The 15,369-nt window shown below is 69.0% G+C and carries 15 protein-coding genes; 7 read left to right on the top strand and 8 right to left on the bottom strand.

The window, feature by feature from the left end; genetic code table 11:
- The first annotated feature begins 4 nt into the window (after window positions 1-4).
- From AC6LKG_RS09615 to mobA, 3 genes are read left to right on the top strand one after another with little or no spacing between them, the layout of a single operon-like run.
- Entirely contained in the window at window positions 5-1,081 is a 1,077-nt protein-coding gene (locus tag AC6LKG_RS09615) for a substrate-binding domain-containing protein (RefSeq protein WP_498164098.1), read from the top strand.
- Window positions 1,082-1,116: 35 nt separating this feature from the next.
- Entirely contained in the window at window positions 1,117-2,211 is a 1,095-nt protein-coding gene (moaA, locus tag AC6LKG_RS09610; RefSeq protein ID WP_498164097.1) for a GTP 3',8-cyclase MoaA, read from the top strand.
- Window positions 2,204-2,827 (top strand): molybdenum cofactor guanylyltransferase MobA, encoded by a 624-nt coding sequence (mobA, locus tag AC6LKG_RS09605; protein WP_498164096.1) that lies wholly within the window; start codon window positions 2,204-2,206, stop codon window positions 2,825-2,827. The genes moaA and mobA overlap by 8 nt, the downstream gene beginning before the upstream one ends.
- On the opposite strand, the gene AC6LKG_RS09600 is transcribed toward mobA, so the two are convergent.
- From AC6LKG_RS09600 to moaC, 5 genes are read right to left on the bottom strand one after another with little or no spacing between them, the layout of a single operon-like run.
- A complete protein-coding gene (locus AC6LKG_RS09600) occupies window positions 2,812-4,017 on the bottom strand; it encodes a molybdopterin molybdotransferase MoeA (RefSeq protein WP_498164095.1) in 1,206 nt (401 codons plus the stop codon). The genes mobA and AC6LKG_RS09600 overlap by 16 nt on opposite strands.
- A 5-nt stretch (window positions 4,018-4,022) precedes the next feature.
- Entirely contained in the window at window positions 4,023-4,547 is a 525-nt protein-coding gene (gene moaB, locus AC6LKG_RS09595; protein WP_498164094.1) for a molybdenum cofactor biosynthesis protein B, read from the bottom strand.
- The gene (locus AC6LKG_RS09590; protein WP_498164093.1) at window positions 4,544-5,026 is read right to left on the bottom strand and encodes a molybdenum cofactor biosynthesis protein MoaE; all 483 of its coding nucleotides are present in this window, start codon (window positions 5,024-5,026) and stop codon (window positions 4,544-4,546) included. The genes moaB and AC6LKG_RS09590 overlap by 4 nt, the downstream gene beginning before the upstream one ends.
- Window positions 5,027-5,031: 5 nt before the next feature.
- Window positions 5,032-5,283 carry a MoaD/ThiS family protein gene (locus AC6LKG_RS09585; protein ID WP_020926652.1) on the bottom strand — a complete coding sequence of 84 codons (252 nt, stop codon included), beginning with the start codon at window positions 5,281-5,283 and terminating at the stop codon, window positions 5,032-5,034.
- The gene (moaC, locus tag AC6LKG_RS09580) at window positions 5,264-5,752 is read right to left on the bottom strand and encodes a cyclic pyranopterin monophosphate synthase MoaC (RefSeq protein WP_498164092.1); all 489 of its coding nucleotides are present in this window, start codon (window positions 5,750-5,752) and stop codon (window positions 5,264-5,266) included. Before moaC ends, AC6LKG_RS09585 begins: the two co-directional genes overlap by 20 nt.
- A gap of 326 nt (window positions 5,753-6,078) precedes the next feature.
- Between moaC and AC6LKG_RS09575 the strand changes: the two genes are divergently transcribed.
- Window positions 6,079-9,621 (top strand): DUF748 domain-containing protein, encoded by a 3,543-nt coding sequence (locus AC6LKG_RS09575; RefSeq protein ID WP_498164091.1) that lies wholly within the window; start codon window positions 6,079-6,081, stop codon window positions 9,619-9,621.
- 62 nt (window positions 9,622-9,683) lie between these two features.
- Window positions 9,684-10,568 (top strand): dienelactone hydrolase family protein, encoded by an 885-nt coding sequence (locus AC6LKG_RS09570; protein ID WP_498164140.1) that lies wholly within the window; start codon window positions 9,684-9,686, stop codon window positions 10,566-10,568.
- Between the two features lie 118 nt (window positions 10,569-10,686).
- On the opposite strand, the gene AC6LKG_RS09565 is transcribed toward AC6LKG_RS09570, so the two are convergent.
- The gene (locus AC6LKG_RS09565) at window positions 10,687-11,112 is read right to left on the bottom strand and encodes a hypothetical protein (RefSeq protein ID WP_498164090.1); all 426 of its coding nucleotides are present in this window, start codon (window positions 11,110-11,112) and stop codon (window positions 10,687-10,689) included.
- Window positions 11,113-11,342: 230 nt separating this feature from the next.
- Between AC6LKG_RS09565 and AC6LKG_RS09560 the strand changes: the two genes are divergently transcribed.
- Window positions 11,343-11,846 (top strand): peroxiredoxin, encoded by a 504-nt coding sequence (locus AC6LKG_RS09560; protein WP_049075637.1) that lies wholly within the window; start codon window positions 11,343-11,345, stop codon window positions 11,844-11,846.
- 89 nt (window positions 11,847-11,935) lie between these two features.
- Window positions 11,936-13,345, top strand: coding sequence for an MFS transporter (locus tag AC6LKG_RS09555; RefSeq protein ID WP_498164089.1), 1,410 nt, complete (start codon window positions 11,936-11,938; stop codon window positions 13,343-13,345).
- Between the two features lie 6 nt (window positions 13,346-13,351).
- Here the strand turns inward: AC6LKG_RS09555 and AC6LKG_RS09550 are convergent, their stop codons facing one another.
- Both AC6LKG_RS09550 and bioB read right to left on the bottom strand, forming a co-directional pair.
- Window positions 13,352-14,245, bottom strand: a complete 894-nt coding sequence (locus AC6LKG_RS09550) for an EamA family transporter (RefSeq protein WP_498164139.1) — start codon at window positions 14,243-14,245, stop codon at window positions 13,352-13,354.
- On the bottom strand, window positions 14,242-15,267 hold the full coding sequence (gene bioB, locus AC6LKG_RS09545; protein ID WP_498164088.1) for a biotin synthase BioB: 1,026 nt from the start codon (window positions 15,265-15,267) through the stop codon (window positions 14,242-14,244). Before bioB ends, AC6LKG_RS09550 begins: the two co-directional genes overlap by 4 nt.
- Window positions 15,268-15,369 lie beyond the last annotated feature (102 nt).

The raw sequence follows: 15,369 nt of genomic DNA, 5'->3' as shown, positions 1-15,369 counted from the left end.
ATAAATGACATATAAGTTCCGACTCGGCCTGCGGCCGCAATGGACTTTGGACGGAGACGACGGCACGCCGGTGCCCTTGCAGGACATGCTGGCGCTGCTGGCCGCCATCGACGCCACCGGCAATATCGCCGGCGCCTGTCGCGCCTGTGACCTGTCCTACCGGCATGCGTGGGGCGTGCTGCGCCGCTTCGAGGGCATCTTCGGCACCCAGTTGCTGATCACCAACCGACGCCAGGGCACGCAGTTGTCGCCGTTCGCGCAGCGGTTGCTGTGGGCCAACCGCCGCATCGAGGCGCGGCTGATGCCGACGCTCGACAGCATGGCGTCTGAACTGCAGGAAGAGTTGGCGCGGCTGCTGCCCGAAACCGGTCCGCATCTGCGGCTGCATGCCAGCCACGGCTTCGCGGTCGAGTCCCTGATGGAACACGTGGGCGCGCGCAAGCCCGGGCTGGAGCTGCGCTACCGCACGGCGATCGAGGCCCTGGCCTCGCTGGAGCGGCACGAGTGCGACCTGGCCGGTTTCCAGGTGCCGCTGGGCGATTTCGAGGCGCCCATCATGGACCGCTACGCGCAGTGGCTGCATGCCGACGAATACCTGCTGATCCATCTGGCGGTGCGCAATACCGGGCTGTTCGTCACGGCCGGCAATCCCAAGCGCATCACCGGCATGGCCGACCTGGCGCGCGAGGATGTGCGCTTCGTCAATCGCCAGATCGGTTCCAGCACCCGCTACCTGGTCGGCCTGATGCTGCAGCGCGCCGGCGTGTCGATCGGCGAGGTGCAGGGCTACGAGACCAACGAATTCACCCACATGGCGATTGCCGCGCACATTGCCAGCGGCATGGCCGACACCGGTGTCGGCGTGGAGACCGCGGCCTGCCGCTTCGGCCTGGACTTCATCCCGCTGGTGCGCGAGCGCTATTTCTTCGCCATCCGCAAGAGCGCGCTGGAAACCCCCGCCATGCAGGATCTGCTGTCCATCATGCGCAGCCCCGACTACGTCGGCTACGTCGGCCAACTGGTGGGTTACGACGCGCGTGACACCGGCCGCCTGCAAACCCTGGAAGAGGCATTTTCCTAGGCGCGCTGCCGAACACGCCGGGCTATGATGTTCCCATGAGCAAAGTGATCCTCCTTGCCGATCGCCGCACCGAACGGCCGGCCCCCGTCGCGCCGCCGGCCGCGGGCCAGCCCGCGCTCGACCGGCGCGCGCGGCCGCTGCGCGACCTGCGCATTTCGGTCACTGACCGCTGCAATTTCCGCTGTACCTACTGCATGCCGCGAGAGGTGTTCGACACCAGCTACACCTTCATGCGGCATGCCGACCTGCTGTCGTTCGAGGAAATCGCGCGCCTGGCCGGCGTCTTCACCCGCCTGGGCATCGAGAAGATCCGCCTGACGGGCGGCGAACCGCTGCTGCGCAAGCATGTGGAAAACCTGGTTGGCCTGCTGTCCGGCTTGCGCACGCCTGCGGGCCGGCCGCTGGAACTGACGCTCACCACCAACGGCAGCCTGCTCGAACGCAAGGCCGCCGTACTCAAGCAGGCGGGGCTTAACCGCGTCACTGTCAGCCTGGACGCGCTGGACGCGTCCATGTTCCAGGACATGAGCGACAGCGGCTTCACGCCCGACGACGTGCTGCGCGGCATCGACGCGGCGGCGGCGGCCGGGCTGGCGCCCGTCAAGGTGAACATGGTGGTGCGGCGCGGCCTGAACGACGCGCAGATCCTGCCGATGGCCGAGCGCTTTCGCGGCAGCGGCCACATCCTGCGCTTCATCGAATATATGGACGTGGGCAACACCAACGGCTGGAACCTGACCGAAGTGGTGCCCAGCCAGGAAATACTGGCGCGCATCGGCGCGGTCCATCCGCTCGAACCGATCTCCACCGATGACATGGGCCGCGTGGCCGAACGCTGGCGCTACCGCGACGGCGCCGGCGAGATCGGCGTCATCTCCAGCGTCACCCATGCCTTCTGTGGCGGTTGTACCCGGGCGCGCCTGTCGCCCGAAGGCAAGCTGTTCCTGTGCCTGTTCGGGCACGAAGGCCACGACCTGCGCGCCCCGCTGCGCGACGGCGCCAGTGACGACGAGCTGGCCGCCATCCTCACCGGCATCTGGGCCGCCCGCGGCGACAACTATTCCGAACAGCGCGGCCGCAACATGGCCGATCCGGCCCGCAAAGTCGAAATGAGCTACATCGGTGGCTGAGACGTTGCCCGCGTTCGATCGGCGGCAAGTGGCGGGCCTGATCCTGGCCGGCGGGCAGGGTTCGCGCATGCGGGGCAGCGACAAGGGGCTGGTCACGCTGCGTGGCGAACCGTTGGTGGCGCACGTGGCGCGGCGCCTGGCGCCGCAGGTCGGGTCGCTCATCCTCAGCGCCAACCGCAATGCCGGCATGTACGCCCGCTATGGCCGGGTGGTGGCCGACGATACCGATGCGCTGGGCGCCTGGCAGGGGCCGCTGGCGGGCCTTGCCGCCGGCCTGGCCGCCGCCGCGCCTTGCGAATGGCTGGTCGTGGCCCCGTGCGACACACCGTTCCTGCCGGAGGATCTGGCCCAGCGCCTGATCGCGGCGGCGCGGGCGGCGGGCGCGCCGCTGGCCTATGTGATGGCCGATGGCCAGCGCCATCCGGCCTGCATGGCGTTGCGCACGTCGCTGCTGCCGTTGCTGCGCGACTACCTCGCGGCCGGCGAACGCAAGGTCGGCCTGTGGCAGTCGCGCGTGGGGGGCGTGGGCGCGCCGTTCGATGACGCGCCCGGCGCGTTCATGAACCTGAACACGCCCGAGGAACTGGCCGCGGCCGAGCGCTACGCCAGCCAGTGACGCAGGTCGTAGTAGGGCACGCGGTCGCGGTCCTGCACCCGTACGTCGGCAGGCAGGCGCGCCAGCCCGGTCGACCACGGCAATGAACTGATCACCCCCGAACCCTGGTGGCCGTAAGGCACCAGTTCGGCGCCACCGTCGTCGGCCGTGCGGCGCTGCACCCGCAGGAATTCCTCGCGGCTGTCCAGACGCGGATGCTCGGTGCGCAGCGGCAGCCGGCTGACCGGCGGGAACAACTCTTCGCGGCCCTGCATGCGGCGCACCAGCGGCGTCACCAGCATGGCGAACACCGCGTAGGCCGACACCGGATTACCCGGCAGGCTGACCACCGGCTTGTCGCCGATCATGGCCAGCGCCACCGGCTTGCCCGGCTTCATGCGCACCTTCCACAGCGACAGCTCGCCGCCCAACGCGGCCAGCGCTGGCTTGACCAGGTCGCGCTCGCCGACCGACACGCCGCCCACGCTCAGCACCAGGTCGCAATCGGCCAGCAGGCGCTTGAAGGCGGTTCGCAGGTCGTCCTCGGTGTCGCGCGCGTGCAGCACCAAGGCGGGCTCGGCGGCCATGCCGCGCACCAGCGCGGCCAGCATCGGGCCGTTGGAGTTGTAGATCTGCGCCGGTTCACGCGCACCGCCGGGGGCCACCAGTTCGTCGCCGGTGGTCAGGATGCCCACCCGCAGGCGGCCGTAGACCGGCACGCTGGCCAGGCCCTGCGAGGCCAGCAGTGCCACGTGGGCGGCCTGCAATTGCGTGCCGGCGGGCAGCAGCGGGGCGCCGGCCAGGGTGTCTTCGCCGCGCAGGCGGATGTGCTGGCCGGGACGCGGCTGGCGCGTGATCTCGACCTGCTCGTCGGCCTCGTGCGTGTCTTCCTGCATCACCACCACGTCGGCGCCTGCGGGGATAAGGCTGCCGGTGAACAGGCGGATGGCGTGGCCGGGCTTGAGCGGCTCGGGCGTGTCGCCTGCGTAGCAGCGCTGCTGGATCGGCAGGCGCGCGCCCGGCTGCCAGTCGGCCAGGCGCAGCGCATAGCCGTCCATGGCGCTGTTGTCGGCCGGCGGGATGTCCACCGTGGCGTCGAGGTCGGCCGCCAGCACGCGCCCCGGGGCGTCATCCAGGCCGACGTGTTCGCGGCGCGCGAGGGGGGCGGCCGCGTTGGCCAGCAGGGTCTGGGCTTGGTCGAAATCCAGCATGGGTATCAGTGGTCTTCTTGGTCGCGGGGTTGGAAGTGCGTGGCGAAATTGCAGGGGCGTTGGCCGCTGTCCAGCTGCTCGCGGATGATGCGGTTCCAGGCGGTCTCGCAGGCGTTGTTCGAACCGGGCAGGCAGAACAGCAGCGTCTGGTTGGCCTCGCCGGCAAAGGCGCGCGACTGGATGGTCGAGCTGCCGATCTCCTCGTAGGAAATCTGGCGGAACAGCTCCCCGAAGCCGGGAATCTCGCGGTCCAGCAGCGGCAGGATGGCCTGCGGCACGTGGTCGCCATGCGAGAAGCCGGTGCCGCCGGTGGTCAGGATGACCTGCACCTCGGGGTCCGCGATCCAGTCGCTGATGACGCGCCGGATCTGGTAGACGTTGTCCTTGGATATGTCGCGCCGCACGCATTGGTGGCCGGCCTGGGCCAGGCTGTTGGCCAGCAGGTTGCCGGAGGTGTCGTCGCCGGCGCTGCGGGTGTCGCTGACCGTCAGCACGGCGCAGGCCAGCGAGACGGGGGAGGCGTCGTTCATGGAGTCTCCTTGGGGGTCGGGGTGTCGGCGTCCCAGGACTGCGTGCGGTCCTGGTCGGATTGGCGCTGTTCCACCCAGAAGCTGTTGCCACCGGCCAGGGTTTCGCGCTTCCAGAAGGGCGCGCGGGTCTTGAGCGCGTCGATGATGAATTCGCAGCCGCGAAAGGCGTCGCCGCGATGGGCGCTGGCCGCGGCCACGAACACGATCTGGGCATTGCGCGCCAGGGCGCCGACCCGGTGCACGATCACCGTGCCGTCCAGGTTCCAGCGCGCGCGGGCGGTGGCGGCGATGTCTTCGAGCTCGCGCTCGCACATGCCGGGGTAGTGTTCCAGGTAGAGCGTGTCGGTGGGCGTGTCCGGCGCGTAGTCGCGCACGTAGCCCACGAAGGTGACGATGCCGCCCACGCCCGGCCCGGCGCTGGCGCGCAGGGCGGCGGTGAGCGCGGCGCCGTCGAAGTCGGCTTCCTGCACGATGACCATGGCGCTCAGCCTCCGGTGACGGGTTCGAACACCGCGACCTCGTCGCCAGCGCGGATCGGCGCCGACGGCTTGGCGTGGGTCTGGTTGATGGCCAGCTTCAGGCGGCCGGCCGGCGCCAGCTGCGGATAGCGTTCGCCAAGCGCGGCCAGCAACTGCGCGCCGGTGGACTCGCCGTCCAGCGGCCAGGCCTCCGCGCGCTTGCCGACCAGTTCGGCGACGCGGGCGAAATACAGCAGGTTAATCGTTGCGCCATTCACCGCTTTTACCTCCCGCCTTGTACTTCAGGCGAACTTGTTCGATCACGATGCCCTTGTCGGCCGCCTTGCACATGTCGTAGATGGTCAGCGCGGCGACGCTGCACGCGGTCATGGCTTCCATTTCGACGCCGGTCTTGTAGCTGGTGCGGCAGGTGGCCAGGATGTCGATGCGGTGCGCCGCGTCGTCCAGCGCGAATTCGACGCCGACGAACGACAGCGGCAGGCTGTGGCACAGGGGGATGAGCTCTGCGCAGCGCTTGGCCGCCAGGATGGCGGCGACGCGCGCGGTGTTGAGCACTTCGCCCTTGCCCTGGCCGGGCTGCGTCAGCAGGCCGTAGGCCACCGCATTCATGCGGACGCCGGCGGTGGCGATGGCGACGCGTTCGGTGTCGGTCTTGCCGATAACGTCGACCATGCGGACCTGGCCGGCTTCATCCAGGTGGCTCAAGGTGGGGGCGGGCGTGGACATGGGAATCGGGAGCGAGAATTGTTAATGATTGAAAAGAGCGGTCCCGGCAGGCCGTGGCGGGCCGCTGATGCGCCTATGATAGACGAGCCGCCGCCCGCCGCGCTTTGACGAAAGATAAGCGCGGCCGCCGCCTTGGCCTCGCTCCGATTGGCCTGCCTGCGGGCCGCGCCACGGATCGCCGCGCAGGCCGCGGCTTGCGCGCTTTCGTGCCCCTGCGGGGGCATTTGCGCTTGGGGCGGCGTGGCCGCAATCGCGCGCTGCAAAAAGCCCCCCAATTTGCTCGAAGGACGCGATAATGGCCTTCGATTCGTACCAGGAGACGCACAATGCCCTTGCGGATGCCCAAGTTCCGGTTCACCCGCCGCTTAGGCAAGATCCTCTTGGGCGTCGTGGCCACGGCGCTGATCCTCTGTGGCATCGCCGCCTGGCAGGTGCCCAAGGTGCTGCACAACGTGCTGACCCAGGACGTGTCCAGGATGCTGGGCCGCGACGTCGCCGTCGGCAAGATCAGCTTCAACCCCTTCACCCTGACGGTGCGCGCGCACGACCTCGCCGTGGCGCAGCCCGGCTCGCAGACGCCGCTGTTCAGGGCCGCCGAACTGGATGTCAGCGCGGCCTGGTCTTCGCTGTTCTGGTTCGCGCCGGTGGTCGACCGCTTCACGCTGCGTGCGCCCACGCTGTCGATCGTGCGCGAGGACATCACCCGCTTCAACTTCTCCGACGTGCAGCAGCGGGTGGCCGAGATGACGGCTCCCAAGCCCGACGAGTCGCCCAGGCCCGATGAAGGGCTGCCGCGCTTTTCCCTGAACAACATGGTGATCGAGGGCGGCGTCGTGACGCTGGACGACAAGGTCACCGGCCGCAAGCAGGTGATCGACGAGCTGGCCGTGGGCGTGCCGTTCATTTCCACCTTCGGCTACGCCACCGACATCGACGTGCAGCCGCGGCTGCATCTGCGCATCAATGGCAGCCCGTTCGACCTGACCGGCGTGGCGCGGCCCTTCGACACGGTGCCGTCTTCGACCCTGCGGGTCGCCTTCACCGGCCTGCAACTGGAAAAATGGGCCGACGTCTGGCCCTTGCCGCTGCCGTTCAAGCTCGAGCGCGGCCTGCTCGACTCGAACCTGCAGATCGTCTTCGAACAGCCCAAGGACGCGCCGCCCAAGATCCGCGTGGTCGGCGACCTGGGCCTGCGCCAGTTCGACCTGCGCGACAACGCCGGCGACAGCCTGGCGGCCTGGAGCGCGCTGACCGTCAACCGCCTCGAACTCGAACCCATCGCGCGCCAGGTCTACGTGGGCGATGTTGGCCTGTGGGCGCCGCAGGTGTACGCGCGCCGCTACAGCAACCAGCATTTGAACTGGCAGGACGTGGCCGACAAGCTCAAGCAGCTGGGCGGTCCGGCGCCGGCGGCCCAACCCGCCGCGACGCCTGCCGCCAAGACGGGGACGCAGCAGGGCGCGCCCGCCGCGAATCCCGCGGTCCCGGCGACGGCCGATCCTGCCCAGGCCGCCAAGCCTGCCGCGACCGATCCCGCCCAGGCCGCCAGGCCTGCCCCTGCGGCCGCCACTGCCGACACGCCGCCCGCCGCCGACACCCCGCCCAAGCCCGCCGCGCCGGCCGAATGGAAGGTGACGCTGGACGCCTTCAACATCCACGAAGGCGAGATCTACGTCACCGATGCCATCAGCAAGCTCGACTACACCCTGACCGGCCTGGCCGTCACCGTCGAAGGCGTGGCGCTGCCGCAGGTCAAGGGCGAGCCTATCAACCTCTGGCTGACCGTGGACAACAGCACCGATGGCGGCTGGATCCGCGCCAAGGGCCCGCTGGTGCTGCAGCCGCTGTCGCTGGAACTGGCGGTGCGCATGGGCAACGTCGCGCTGGCGCCGTTCGCGCCGGCCGTGCGCAGCCTGTCGCCGATCCTGTTGCAGGACGGCCGCCTTGGGCTGACCGCGCAGGTGCACGTGCTGGACAAGAACGGCGTCATCGATGCGTCCGCCACGGGCGTGCGCGCCGAGCTGGCGCAATTCAAGGCGCGCGATGAAACCCTGAACCCCGCGCTCGACGTGGCGTTGCAGCAGTTGGTCGTCACCGCCGACCGCCTGGCCATGGGCCCGGGCGCCAGCAACTTCACGCTGGCCGCGTCCGGCATCCAGGGCGGCGGCAAGCTCGACCTGAAGGGCGCCTTCACGCCGCAGCCGCTCACGCTCAAGACCTCGGTCGACCTGGCCGGCCTGAATGTCGCCTCGTTCGCGCCGTACTTCGCCTCCAGCCTGAACGCCACCGTGCGCGCCATCACGCTGGGCGCCAAGGGCGATGCCGAATTCGCGGCGGCCAATGGCAGCGCGCCGATGAAGGCCGGCTGGAAGGGCGGCGTCGAAATCACCGATGTCGACCTGCAGGACCGCGTCAACAAAGACGACTTCCTCAACTGGAAGCGGCTGGGCTTTGCCGGCATGAACGTCTCGGTGGCCGGCGAGAAGATCGTGGCCGGCCTGGGTGATATCGCGCTCGACGATTTCTATGGCCGCATCCTGTTGAACGCGCAGGGCCGCTTGAACGTCATGGACCTGGTCGCCGCGCCCGGCCAGGCCGGCGGCTCCATCACCCAGGATACGCAGACGCCCGCGCGCCGCGCCGCGCCGCCGGCGCCCGCCGCCAAGGGCGGCGGCATGCCCGACATCTCGCTCAACAGCGTCACGCTGTCGCGCGGCCGCATGACCTTCACCGACCGCTTCGTCAAGCCCAATTACGTGGCCGAGCTGTCCAGCATCGACGGCTCCATCACGGCGGTGTCGTCCACCAACCCGCAGCCGGCCAAGGTCAAGGTCACGGGCCGGGTGTACACCACCGCGCCCCTGGCCATCAGCGGCGTGGTGCAACCCTTCGCCAAGTTCCTGTCGCTGGACCTGAAGGCTTCGGCCAAGGGCGTGGACCTGCCGCGCTTCAACACCTACTCGGCCAAGTACGTCGGCTACCCGATCAAGCGCGGCAAGCTGTCGGTGGACCTGGAATACAAGATCAAGGACCGCGCGCTGCAGGCCTCCAACCACGTGGTGCTGAACCAGCTCACCTTCGGCGACAAGACCAACAGCCCCGATGCCACCAAGCTGCCGGTGCTGCTGGCGGTGGCCCTGCTGAAGGACTCGCGCGGCAACATCGACATCAACCTGCCGATCTCCGGTTCGCTGGACGATCCGGAGTTCTCGGTCGGCGGCATCGTGGTGCGCGTGCTGCTGAACCTGGTGGTCAAGGCCGTCACGTCGCCGTTCAGCCTGCTGGCCTCCGCCTTCGGCGGCGGCGAAGAACTGTCGTATGTGGAGTTCGCGCCCGGCAGTGCCGCGCTTACCGAGGACACGCTGCAGCGTATCGCCACCCTGACCAAGGCCCTGGCCGACCGCCCCGGGCTCAAGATGGACCTGAGCGGCCGCGCCGATCCCAAGACCGACCTGGACGGCCTGCGCCAGGCCTGGGTCGACGCCCAGATCCGCCTGGCCAAGGCCCGCGACGTCGCCCCGCGCGGCAAGAAGCCGAATCCCGCCGGCGTCGAGGTCTCGGGCGCCGAGCGCGCCAAGTACCTGGAACAGGTCTACGACGATACCGACCTCAAGGACAAGCCGCGCAATTTCATCGGCATGGCCAAGTCGGTGCCGCCGGCACAGATGGAAGAGATGCTGCGCGCTGCGGCTCCGGTGGGCGACGAGCAGTTGCGCCAGCTGGCCGACGCGCGGGCGCAAGCGGTCTATGAGAAGCTGCAAGCCCAGGAAGGACTCGCGGATCGCGTGTTCATCGTTGCCCCGCAACTGGACGCCGATGGCATCAAGGACGAGGGCTTGCCCTCGCGCGTGGACTTCTCCCTGAAGTGAACCCCGGCGGCCCGCCCGGACGCGTCGGCGTCTGGCGGCCGTCCCTCGCCCGGAGATGCATGATGAAAGACCAGGACGCGCATTTCGACAGCCTGCTGCCTCCCTTGAAACTCGACCGGCGCGGCTTCATCGCCACCACCGTCGCGGCCGGCTTCTCGCTGGCCGCCGGCCCCGCCGTGGCGCAGACCGCCATCAAGACCGACGCCAGCGGCCTGACCGCCGGCAAGGTGGACATTCCCACCTCCGACGGCAAAATGCCCGCCTACCGGGCCATGCCCGCGGGCGAGAAGAATCTGCCGACGCTGCTGGTGGTGTCCGAGATCTTTGGCGTGCACGAGTACATCCAGGACGTCTGCCGCCGCCTGGCCCACCTGGGCTACCTGGCCATCGCGCCCGAGCTGTTCGCGCGCCAGGGCGACCCGTCCAAGTACACCGAGATTCCCAAGCTGCAGGCCGAGATCATCGGCAAGGTGCCCGACAAGCAGGTGCAGGCCGACCTCGACGCCACCGCCGCCTGGGCCGCCGCCAACGGCGGCAGCGACGACAGGCTCGGCATCCTCGGCTTTTGTTGGGGCGGCCGCCAGGTCTGGCTCTACGCCGCCCACAACCCCAAGCTCAAGGCCGGCGCCGCCTGGTACGGCCAGTTGGGCGGCGCCCCGAGCGAACTCAAGCCCAAGTCGGTCCTGAACCTGGTCAACGACCTCAAGGCCCCGGTCCTGGGCGCCTACGGCGGCAAGGACGCCGGCATTCCCCTGACAGACGTCGACAAGATGCGCGTCGAACTCGCCAAGGGGCCGGCCGCCGCCAAGGCCTCCCGCATCGACGTCTACCCCGAGGCCCCCCACGCCTTTCACGCCGATTACCGGCCGAGTTACCGCAAGGCCGAGGCGGAGCAGGCTTGGCAGAGGATGCTGGACTGGTTCAAGCAGAATGGGCTGGGGACTTGAGGTGAGTGTTTCTTCGGGGCGAGAAGGGCGTTCTTCGTAGGCCGCCCCCGCCTGCCGCCGTCCCGCCGGGCGGCTCAAGAACTCAATCCCCCGCCAGCCAAAAAAAACCGCAGAGAATTCACTTCTCCGCACTCTCCCCCGGCAACCCATCACTAACCTCAGCCAACGCCGCCTTCATATCCTCATAGGAAATCACCCGTTCGTTCTGGAAGCTGCCCAGCACCCCCTGGCAGCCATCGACGCCGGATCGCTTCATCTCGTCCATCATCCGCGTCCCATCCGCGAGCCCTTTCTCGTAAAGCCCGTCGTAGCCCGCCGCCGAGAACCCGTATTCCTTGGCATACCGCTCCAGGTTTCTGCGCGCGGTCGCCTGGTGCTGCGCCAGGTCGGGTTCGGACGCGCCGCACGAGCGCGCCGCGCCATTGGAGGCGCCCGCCGCCACCACGAAGGATTCGTACTGGGTCTGCCCGGCCGCATCGGGCGCGGCCCAGGCCGGGGCGGCCGCGGCCATCGTCCAGGCCAGGCCCATCAGCGTCTTGCGCATCGGTGTCTCTCCGCAAAGCGCCCGCGCGCGGCCGGCGCGCCCGGGCATTGATTACCACGACATTATGGCAACGAACCCGTCGCCGCCCCGCGTGTGGAGTCGTTTCAGACTGTGCGGTTTTTTTTCCCGGCCAGCCGGGCGGCGCAGCAAGCGGGGCGCGCAGGAACTATGATGAGGGCTGTGGGGCATGTCCGCCCCAATGCAACACCCCTAACACTGGAGATCCCCCCATGAGCATCAAAGTCGGCGATCGCGTGCCCGATGGCACCCTGACCGAATTCATCGAAACCGAAAGCGAAGGCTGCTCGCTCGGCCCCAACGCCTTCCAGGTCGCCGACCTGACCCGTGGCAAGACCATCGCCCTGTTCGCGCTGCCCGGCGCCTTCACGCCGACCTGCTCGGCCAAGCACCTGCCCGGCTACGTCGAGCAGGCTGCGGCCCTCAAGGCCAAGGGCGTCGATGAAATCTGGTGCGTGTCCGTCAACGACGCCTTCGTCATGGGCGCCTGGGGCCGCGAACAGAAGACCGCCGGCAAGGTCCGCATGCTGGCCGACGGTTCGGCCCTGTGGACCAAGGCCCTGGGCCTGGAGCTGGACCTGATCCAGCGCGGCATGGGCGTGCGCTCGCAGCGCTATTCGGCCCTGATCGTCGACGGCGTGGTCAAGCAATTGAACGTCGAAGGCCCCGGCAAGTTCGAAGTCAGCGACGCCGCGACCCTGCTGTCGCAACTCTGATTTCCCGCGCAGTTCCTGTTTCATCGCTCAATGCGCGGGCCGCCCTGGCGGTCCGCGCCGCTACCTCCCGGCAGAGGTAGCCAGACGCCATGCTCGCAACCATTTCTTCTTTCTCGTCGCTGTATTTCGCGACCCTGCTGATGCTCATCGGCACCGGTCTGTTCAACACCTACATGGGGTTGAGGCTGACCGCGCAGTCCGTCAGCGAGATCTGGATCGGCGCCCTGATCGCCGGCTACTACCTGGGCCTGGTGTGTGGCGCGCGCCTGGGGCACAAGCTCATCATCCGCGTCGGCCACATCCGTGCCTTCGTGGCCTGCGCCGCCGTTGCCACCAGCATGATCCTGGCGCAGACGCTGGTCGACTCCATGCCGCTGTGGCTGGTGTTCCGCGTCATCTCGGGCATTGTCATGGTGACCGAATTCATGGTCATCGAAAGCTGGCTCAACGAACAGACCGAAAACCATCAGCGCGGACGCGTGTTCTCCGTCTATATGGTGGTGTCCGGCCTGGGCACGGTGCTGGGGCAACTGGCCCTGACCGCCTACGCCACGCTCGACCTGCGGCCGCTGACCCTGGTGGCCATGTGCCTGGTGCTGTGCCTGGTGCCGATTGCCGTCACGGCGCGCTCGCACCCGCCCACGCCGCTGCCGGCCGCGCTCGATATCCGCTTCTTCATGCGCCGCGTGCCGCTGTCCATGACCGTGCTGTTCGTGGCCGGCAACCTGTCCGGCGCCTTCTACGGCCTGGCCGCCGTCTACGGCGCCAAGCATGGCCTGACGACTTCGCAGGCCGCCGTCTTCGTTGCCGCTGCCGTCACCGCCGGGCTGTTGGCGCAATGGCCCATGGGCTGGCTGTCCGACCGCATCAACCGCGCCGGCCTGATCCGCTTCAATGCCCTGTTGCTGGTGGTGCTGCCGGCCGTGATGTGGGGCTGGCTGACCCTGCCTTACTGGGCCCTGGTGGCGATGTCCTGCGTGTTCGGCGTGCTGCAGTTCACCCTGTATCCGCTGGGCGCCGCGTTCGCCAACGACCACGTCGAGTCCGAGCGCCGCGTCAGCCTGTCGGCGGTGCTGCTCATGACCTACGGTGTGGGGGCCTGTGTCGGCCCCATGATCGCCGGCCTGCTGATGTCGCTGGCGGGCCACAGCATGTACTACGTCTTCATTTCCGCCTGCGCCCTGATCCTGGTGTGGCAGGTGCGTCCGACCCGCGTGACCGGCGCGCACCAGGTCGAGGAGGCGCCGGTGCATTTCGTGCCGATGCCCGACACCCTGCAAAGCTCGCCGGCCGCCGCGGTGCTCGATCCGCGCGTCGATGTGGAAAACGACATCGGCATCGAGATGGTGCAGCCCGATCCATCGGCGGCACCCGCCGCCACGCCGGTGGACGGGGTGGTGGCGGCTGCCGATGGGGCAACGGACGCGCCGGCGCCGGTCTCCGAGCCCGAGGCCGCCGGCACCGACCAGCCAGCCCGCCAGGCCCGCACCGGCACCTGAGGCGCCTCACCATGTGGCCATCGACAGGATGGCCGCCAGCGCCAGGGCCAGCCCCAGCACGTTCAGGCGGCTGAGCGGTTCGCGGAACACCAGCGCGCCGACCAGCGTGCCCAGCGTGATCACCCCCATGTTCATGGCGGCGAACACCAGCGCGGGATTGGCCGGCAGCGCCTGGTGCGCGCGGATATAGGTGATGATGTTGCCGAAATTCACCACGCCCAGCGCCACGCCGGCGAACAGGTGGCGCGGCGCCCAGCGCGCCCGGCGCCACAGCAGGTAGCCCAGCATCAGCATGCTGGACAGCGCAAAGGCCAGCAGCAGTCCGCCAGCGAACGCCGTGCCGGCGCGCGCCATTTGCTTGAACAGGATATCCACCAGGCCATAGGCCGCCCATACCGCCAATGGCCAGCACCACAGCGCATGGCGCGGCGTATCGTCCGTGGCGGCGGCAACCCCGGCATTGCCGCCGCTGGCCACCGTGGCGGGCCGGCGCAGCAGGCAGAACAGCGCGGCGAAGGCCAGGGCGATGGCGCCCAGCTTGCGCGCGCTGACGGGCTCGCCGAACAGCAGGAACGCAGCCAGCAGCGGGATGAACAGCGACAGCCGCTGGGCCGCGTCGCTGCGCGCCACGCCGGCGTAACGCACCGCCAGCGCCATTGCCATGAAGCCGCTCGGCAGCAGCAGGCCCAGCGCCAGCAGCACGGCCCAGGGGGTCTGCGGCGTCAGCAGGGTGGCCGGGGCGGGCCGCAACAGCAAGCCGCAGAGCAGGGCGGCCACCGCGTGATTCACCATGATGGCCTGGCGCACATCGACCTGCCAGCGCCGCGCCAGTTTCAGCATCGCCGCCACGGCGACGCTGCAGATGACGCTGGCCAGCAGGTAGGACAGGCCGGATGTCAGCGACATGCGCCCACCTCCTGGTGCGCATGGCCGTGCGGGCCGGCGTCGATGCGCATGCCCAGGCGTCGCAACAGGCGTTGGTCGGCTTCCATGCGCGGGTTGCCGGTGGTCAGCAGTACGTCGCCGTAGAACATCGAGTTGGCGCCCGCCATGAAGCACAAGGCCTGCAAGGCATCGTCCATGGCTTCGCGCCCGGCCGACAGGCGCACCATGGCGCGCGGCATGGTGATGCGCGCCACCGCGATGGTGCGCACGAATTCGAACGGATCGAGCGGCTCGGCATCGGCCAGCGGCGTGCCCTCCACCCGCATCAGGTTGTTGATCGGCACCGATTCGGGATAAGGCTCCATGTTGGCCAATTGCGCGATCAGGCTGGCGCGCTCGCGGCGCGATTCGCCCATGCCGACGATGCCGCCGCAGCAGACGTTGATGCCGGCATCGCGCACGCGGGCCAGCGTATCGAGGCGGTCCTGGTAGGTGCGGGTGGTGACGACTTTGCCGTAGAACTCGGGAGCGGTATCCAGGTTGTGGTTGTAGTAGTCCAGCCCGGCCGCCTTGAGCTGTTCCGCCTGGCCTTCGCGCAGCATGCCCAGGGTGACGCAGGTTTCCAGCCCCAGCGCCTTGACCGCGCTGACCATTTCGGCCACGGCCTCCAGGTGATGCGGCTTGGGGCTGCGCCAGGCCGCGCCCATGCAGAAGCGCTGCGCGCCGCCTGCCTGGGCCGCGCGGGCGGCCGCCAGCACCTCGTCCAGCGGCATCAGCTTTTCCGCCTCCAGGCCGGTGTCGTAGCGCGACGACTGCGAGCAGTAGCCGCAATCCTCGGGACAGCCGCCGGTCTTGATCGACAGCAGGCTCGACAGTTGGATGCCGTTGGGGTCGAAGTGGGCGCGGTGCGTCTGCTGCGCGCGGTACACCAGGTCCATGAATGGCAGGTCATAGAGTGCCATCACGGCGGCGCTGCTCCAGGCAGGCGCCAGCGGCGTCTTGGGCGGTTTCGGAACGGGTAGGTAGGCGGTCTGCATGAACGGACTCCAGATGGCTCGCGGGGATCGCGCCGGACGCCCGGGGCGGGCGGCTCGATCGGCGGATCGTATGAAGCTGCGCAGGGGTTGCGCAATCTGGCG

The sequence above is a fragment of the Achromobacter sp. 46006 genome (assembly GCF_059761975.1).
This window is presented reverse-complemented; position numbering and strand designations above follow the sequence as displayed.

Bases quoted from the DNA above. Each gene is read 5' to 3' on its own strand.
- moaC (WP_498164092.1), bottom strand. From the start codon at position 5,752: ATGTCCACGCCCGCCCCCACCTTGAGCCACCTGGATGAAGCCGGCCAG.
- moaA (WP_498164097.1), top strand. From the start codon at position 1,117: ATGAGCAAAGTGATCCTCCTTGCCGATCGCCGCACCGAACGGCCGGCC.
- moaB (WP_498164094.1), bottom strand. From the start codon at position 4,547: ATGAACGACGCCTCCCCCGTCTCGCTGGCCTGCGCCGTGCTGACGGTC.
- bioB (WP_498164088.1), bottom strand. From the start codon at position 15,267: ATGCAGACCGCCTACCTACCCGTTCCGAAACCGCCCAAGACGCCGCTG.
- AC6LKG_RS09565 (WP_498164090.1), bottom strand. From the start codon at position 11,112: ATGCGCAAGACGCTGATGGGCCTGGCCTGGACGATGGCCGCGGCCGCC.
- AC6LKG_RS09590 (WP_498164093.1), bottom strand. From the start codon at position 5,026: ATGGTCATCGTGCAGGAAGCCGACTTCGACGGCGCCGCGCTCACCGCC.
- AC6LKG_RS09555 (WP_498164089.1), top strand. From the start codon at position 11,936: ATGCTCGCAACCATTTCTTCTTTCTCGTCGCTGTATTTCGCGACCCTG.
- AC6LKG_RS09600 (WP_498164095.1), bottom strand. From the start codon at position 4,017: ATGCTGGATTTCGACCAAGCCCAGACCCTGCTGGCCAACGCGGCCGCC.
- AC6LKG_RS09615 (WP_498164098.1), top strand. From the start codon at position 5: ATGACATATAAGTTCCGACTCGGCCTGCGGCCGCAATGGACTTTGGAC.
- AC6LKG_RS09570 (WP_498164140.1), top strand. From the start codon at position 9,684: ATGAAAGACCAGGACGCGCATTTCGACAGCCTGCTGCCTCCCTTGAAA.
- AC6LKG_RS09560 (WP_049075637.1), top strand. From the start codon at position 11,343: ATGAGCATCAAAGTCGGCGATCGCGTGCCCGATGGCACCCTGACCGAA.
- AC6LKG_RS09575 (WP_498164091.1), top strand. From the start codon at position 6,079: ATGCCCTTGCGGATGCCCAAGTTCCGGTTCACCCGCCGCTTAGGCAAG.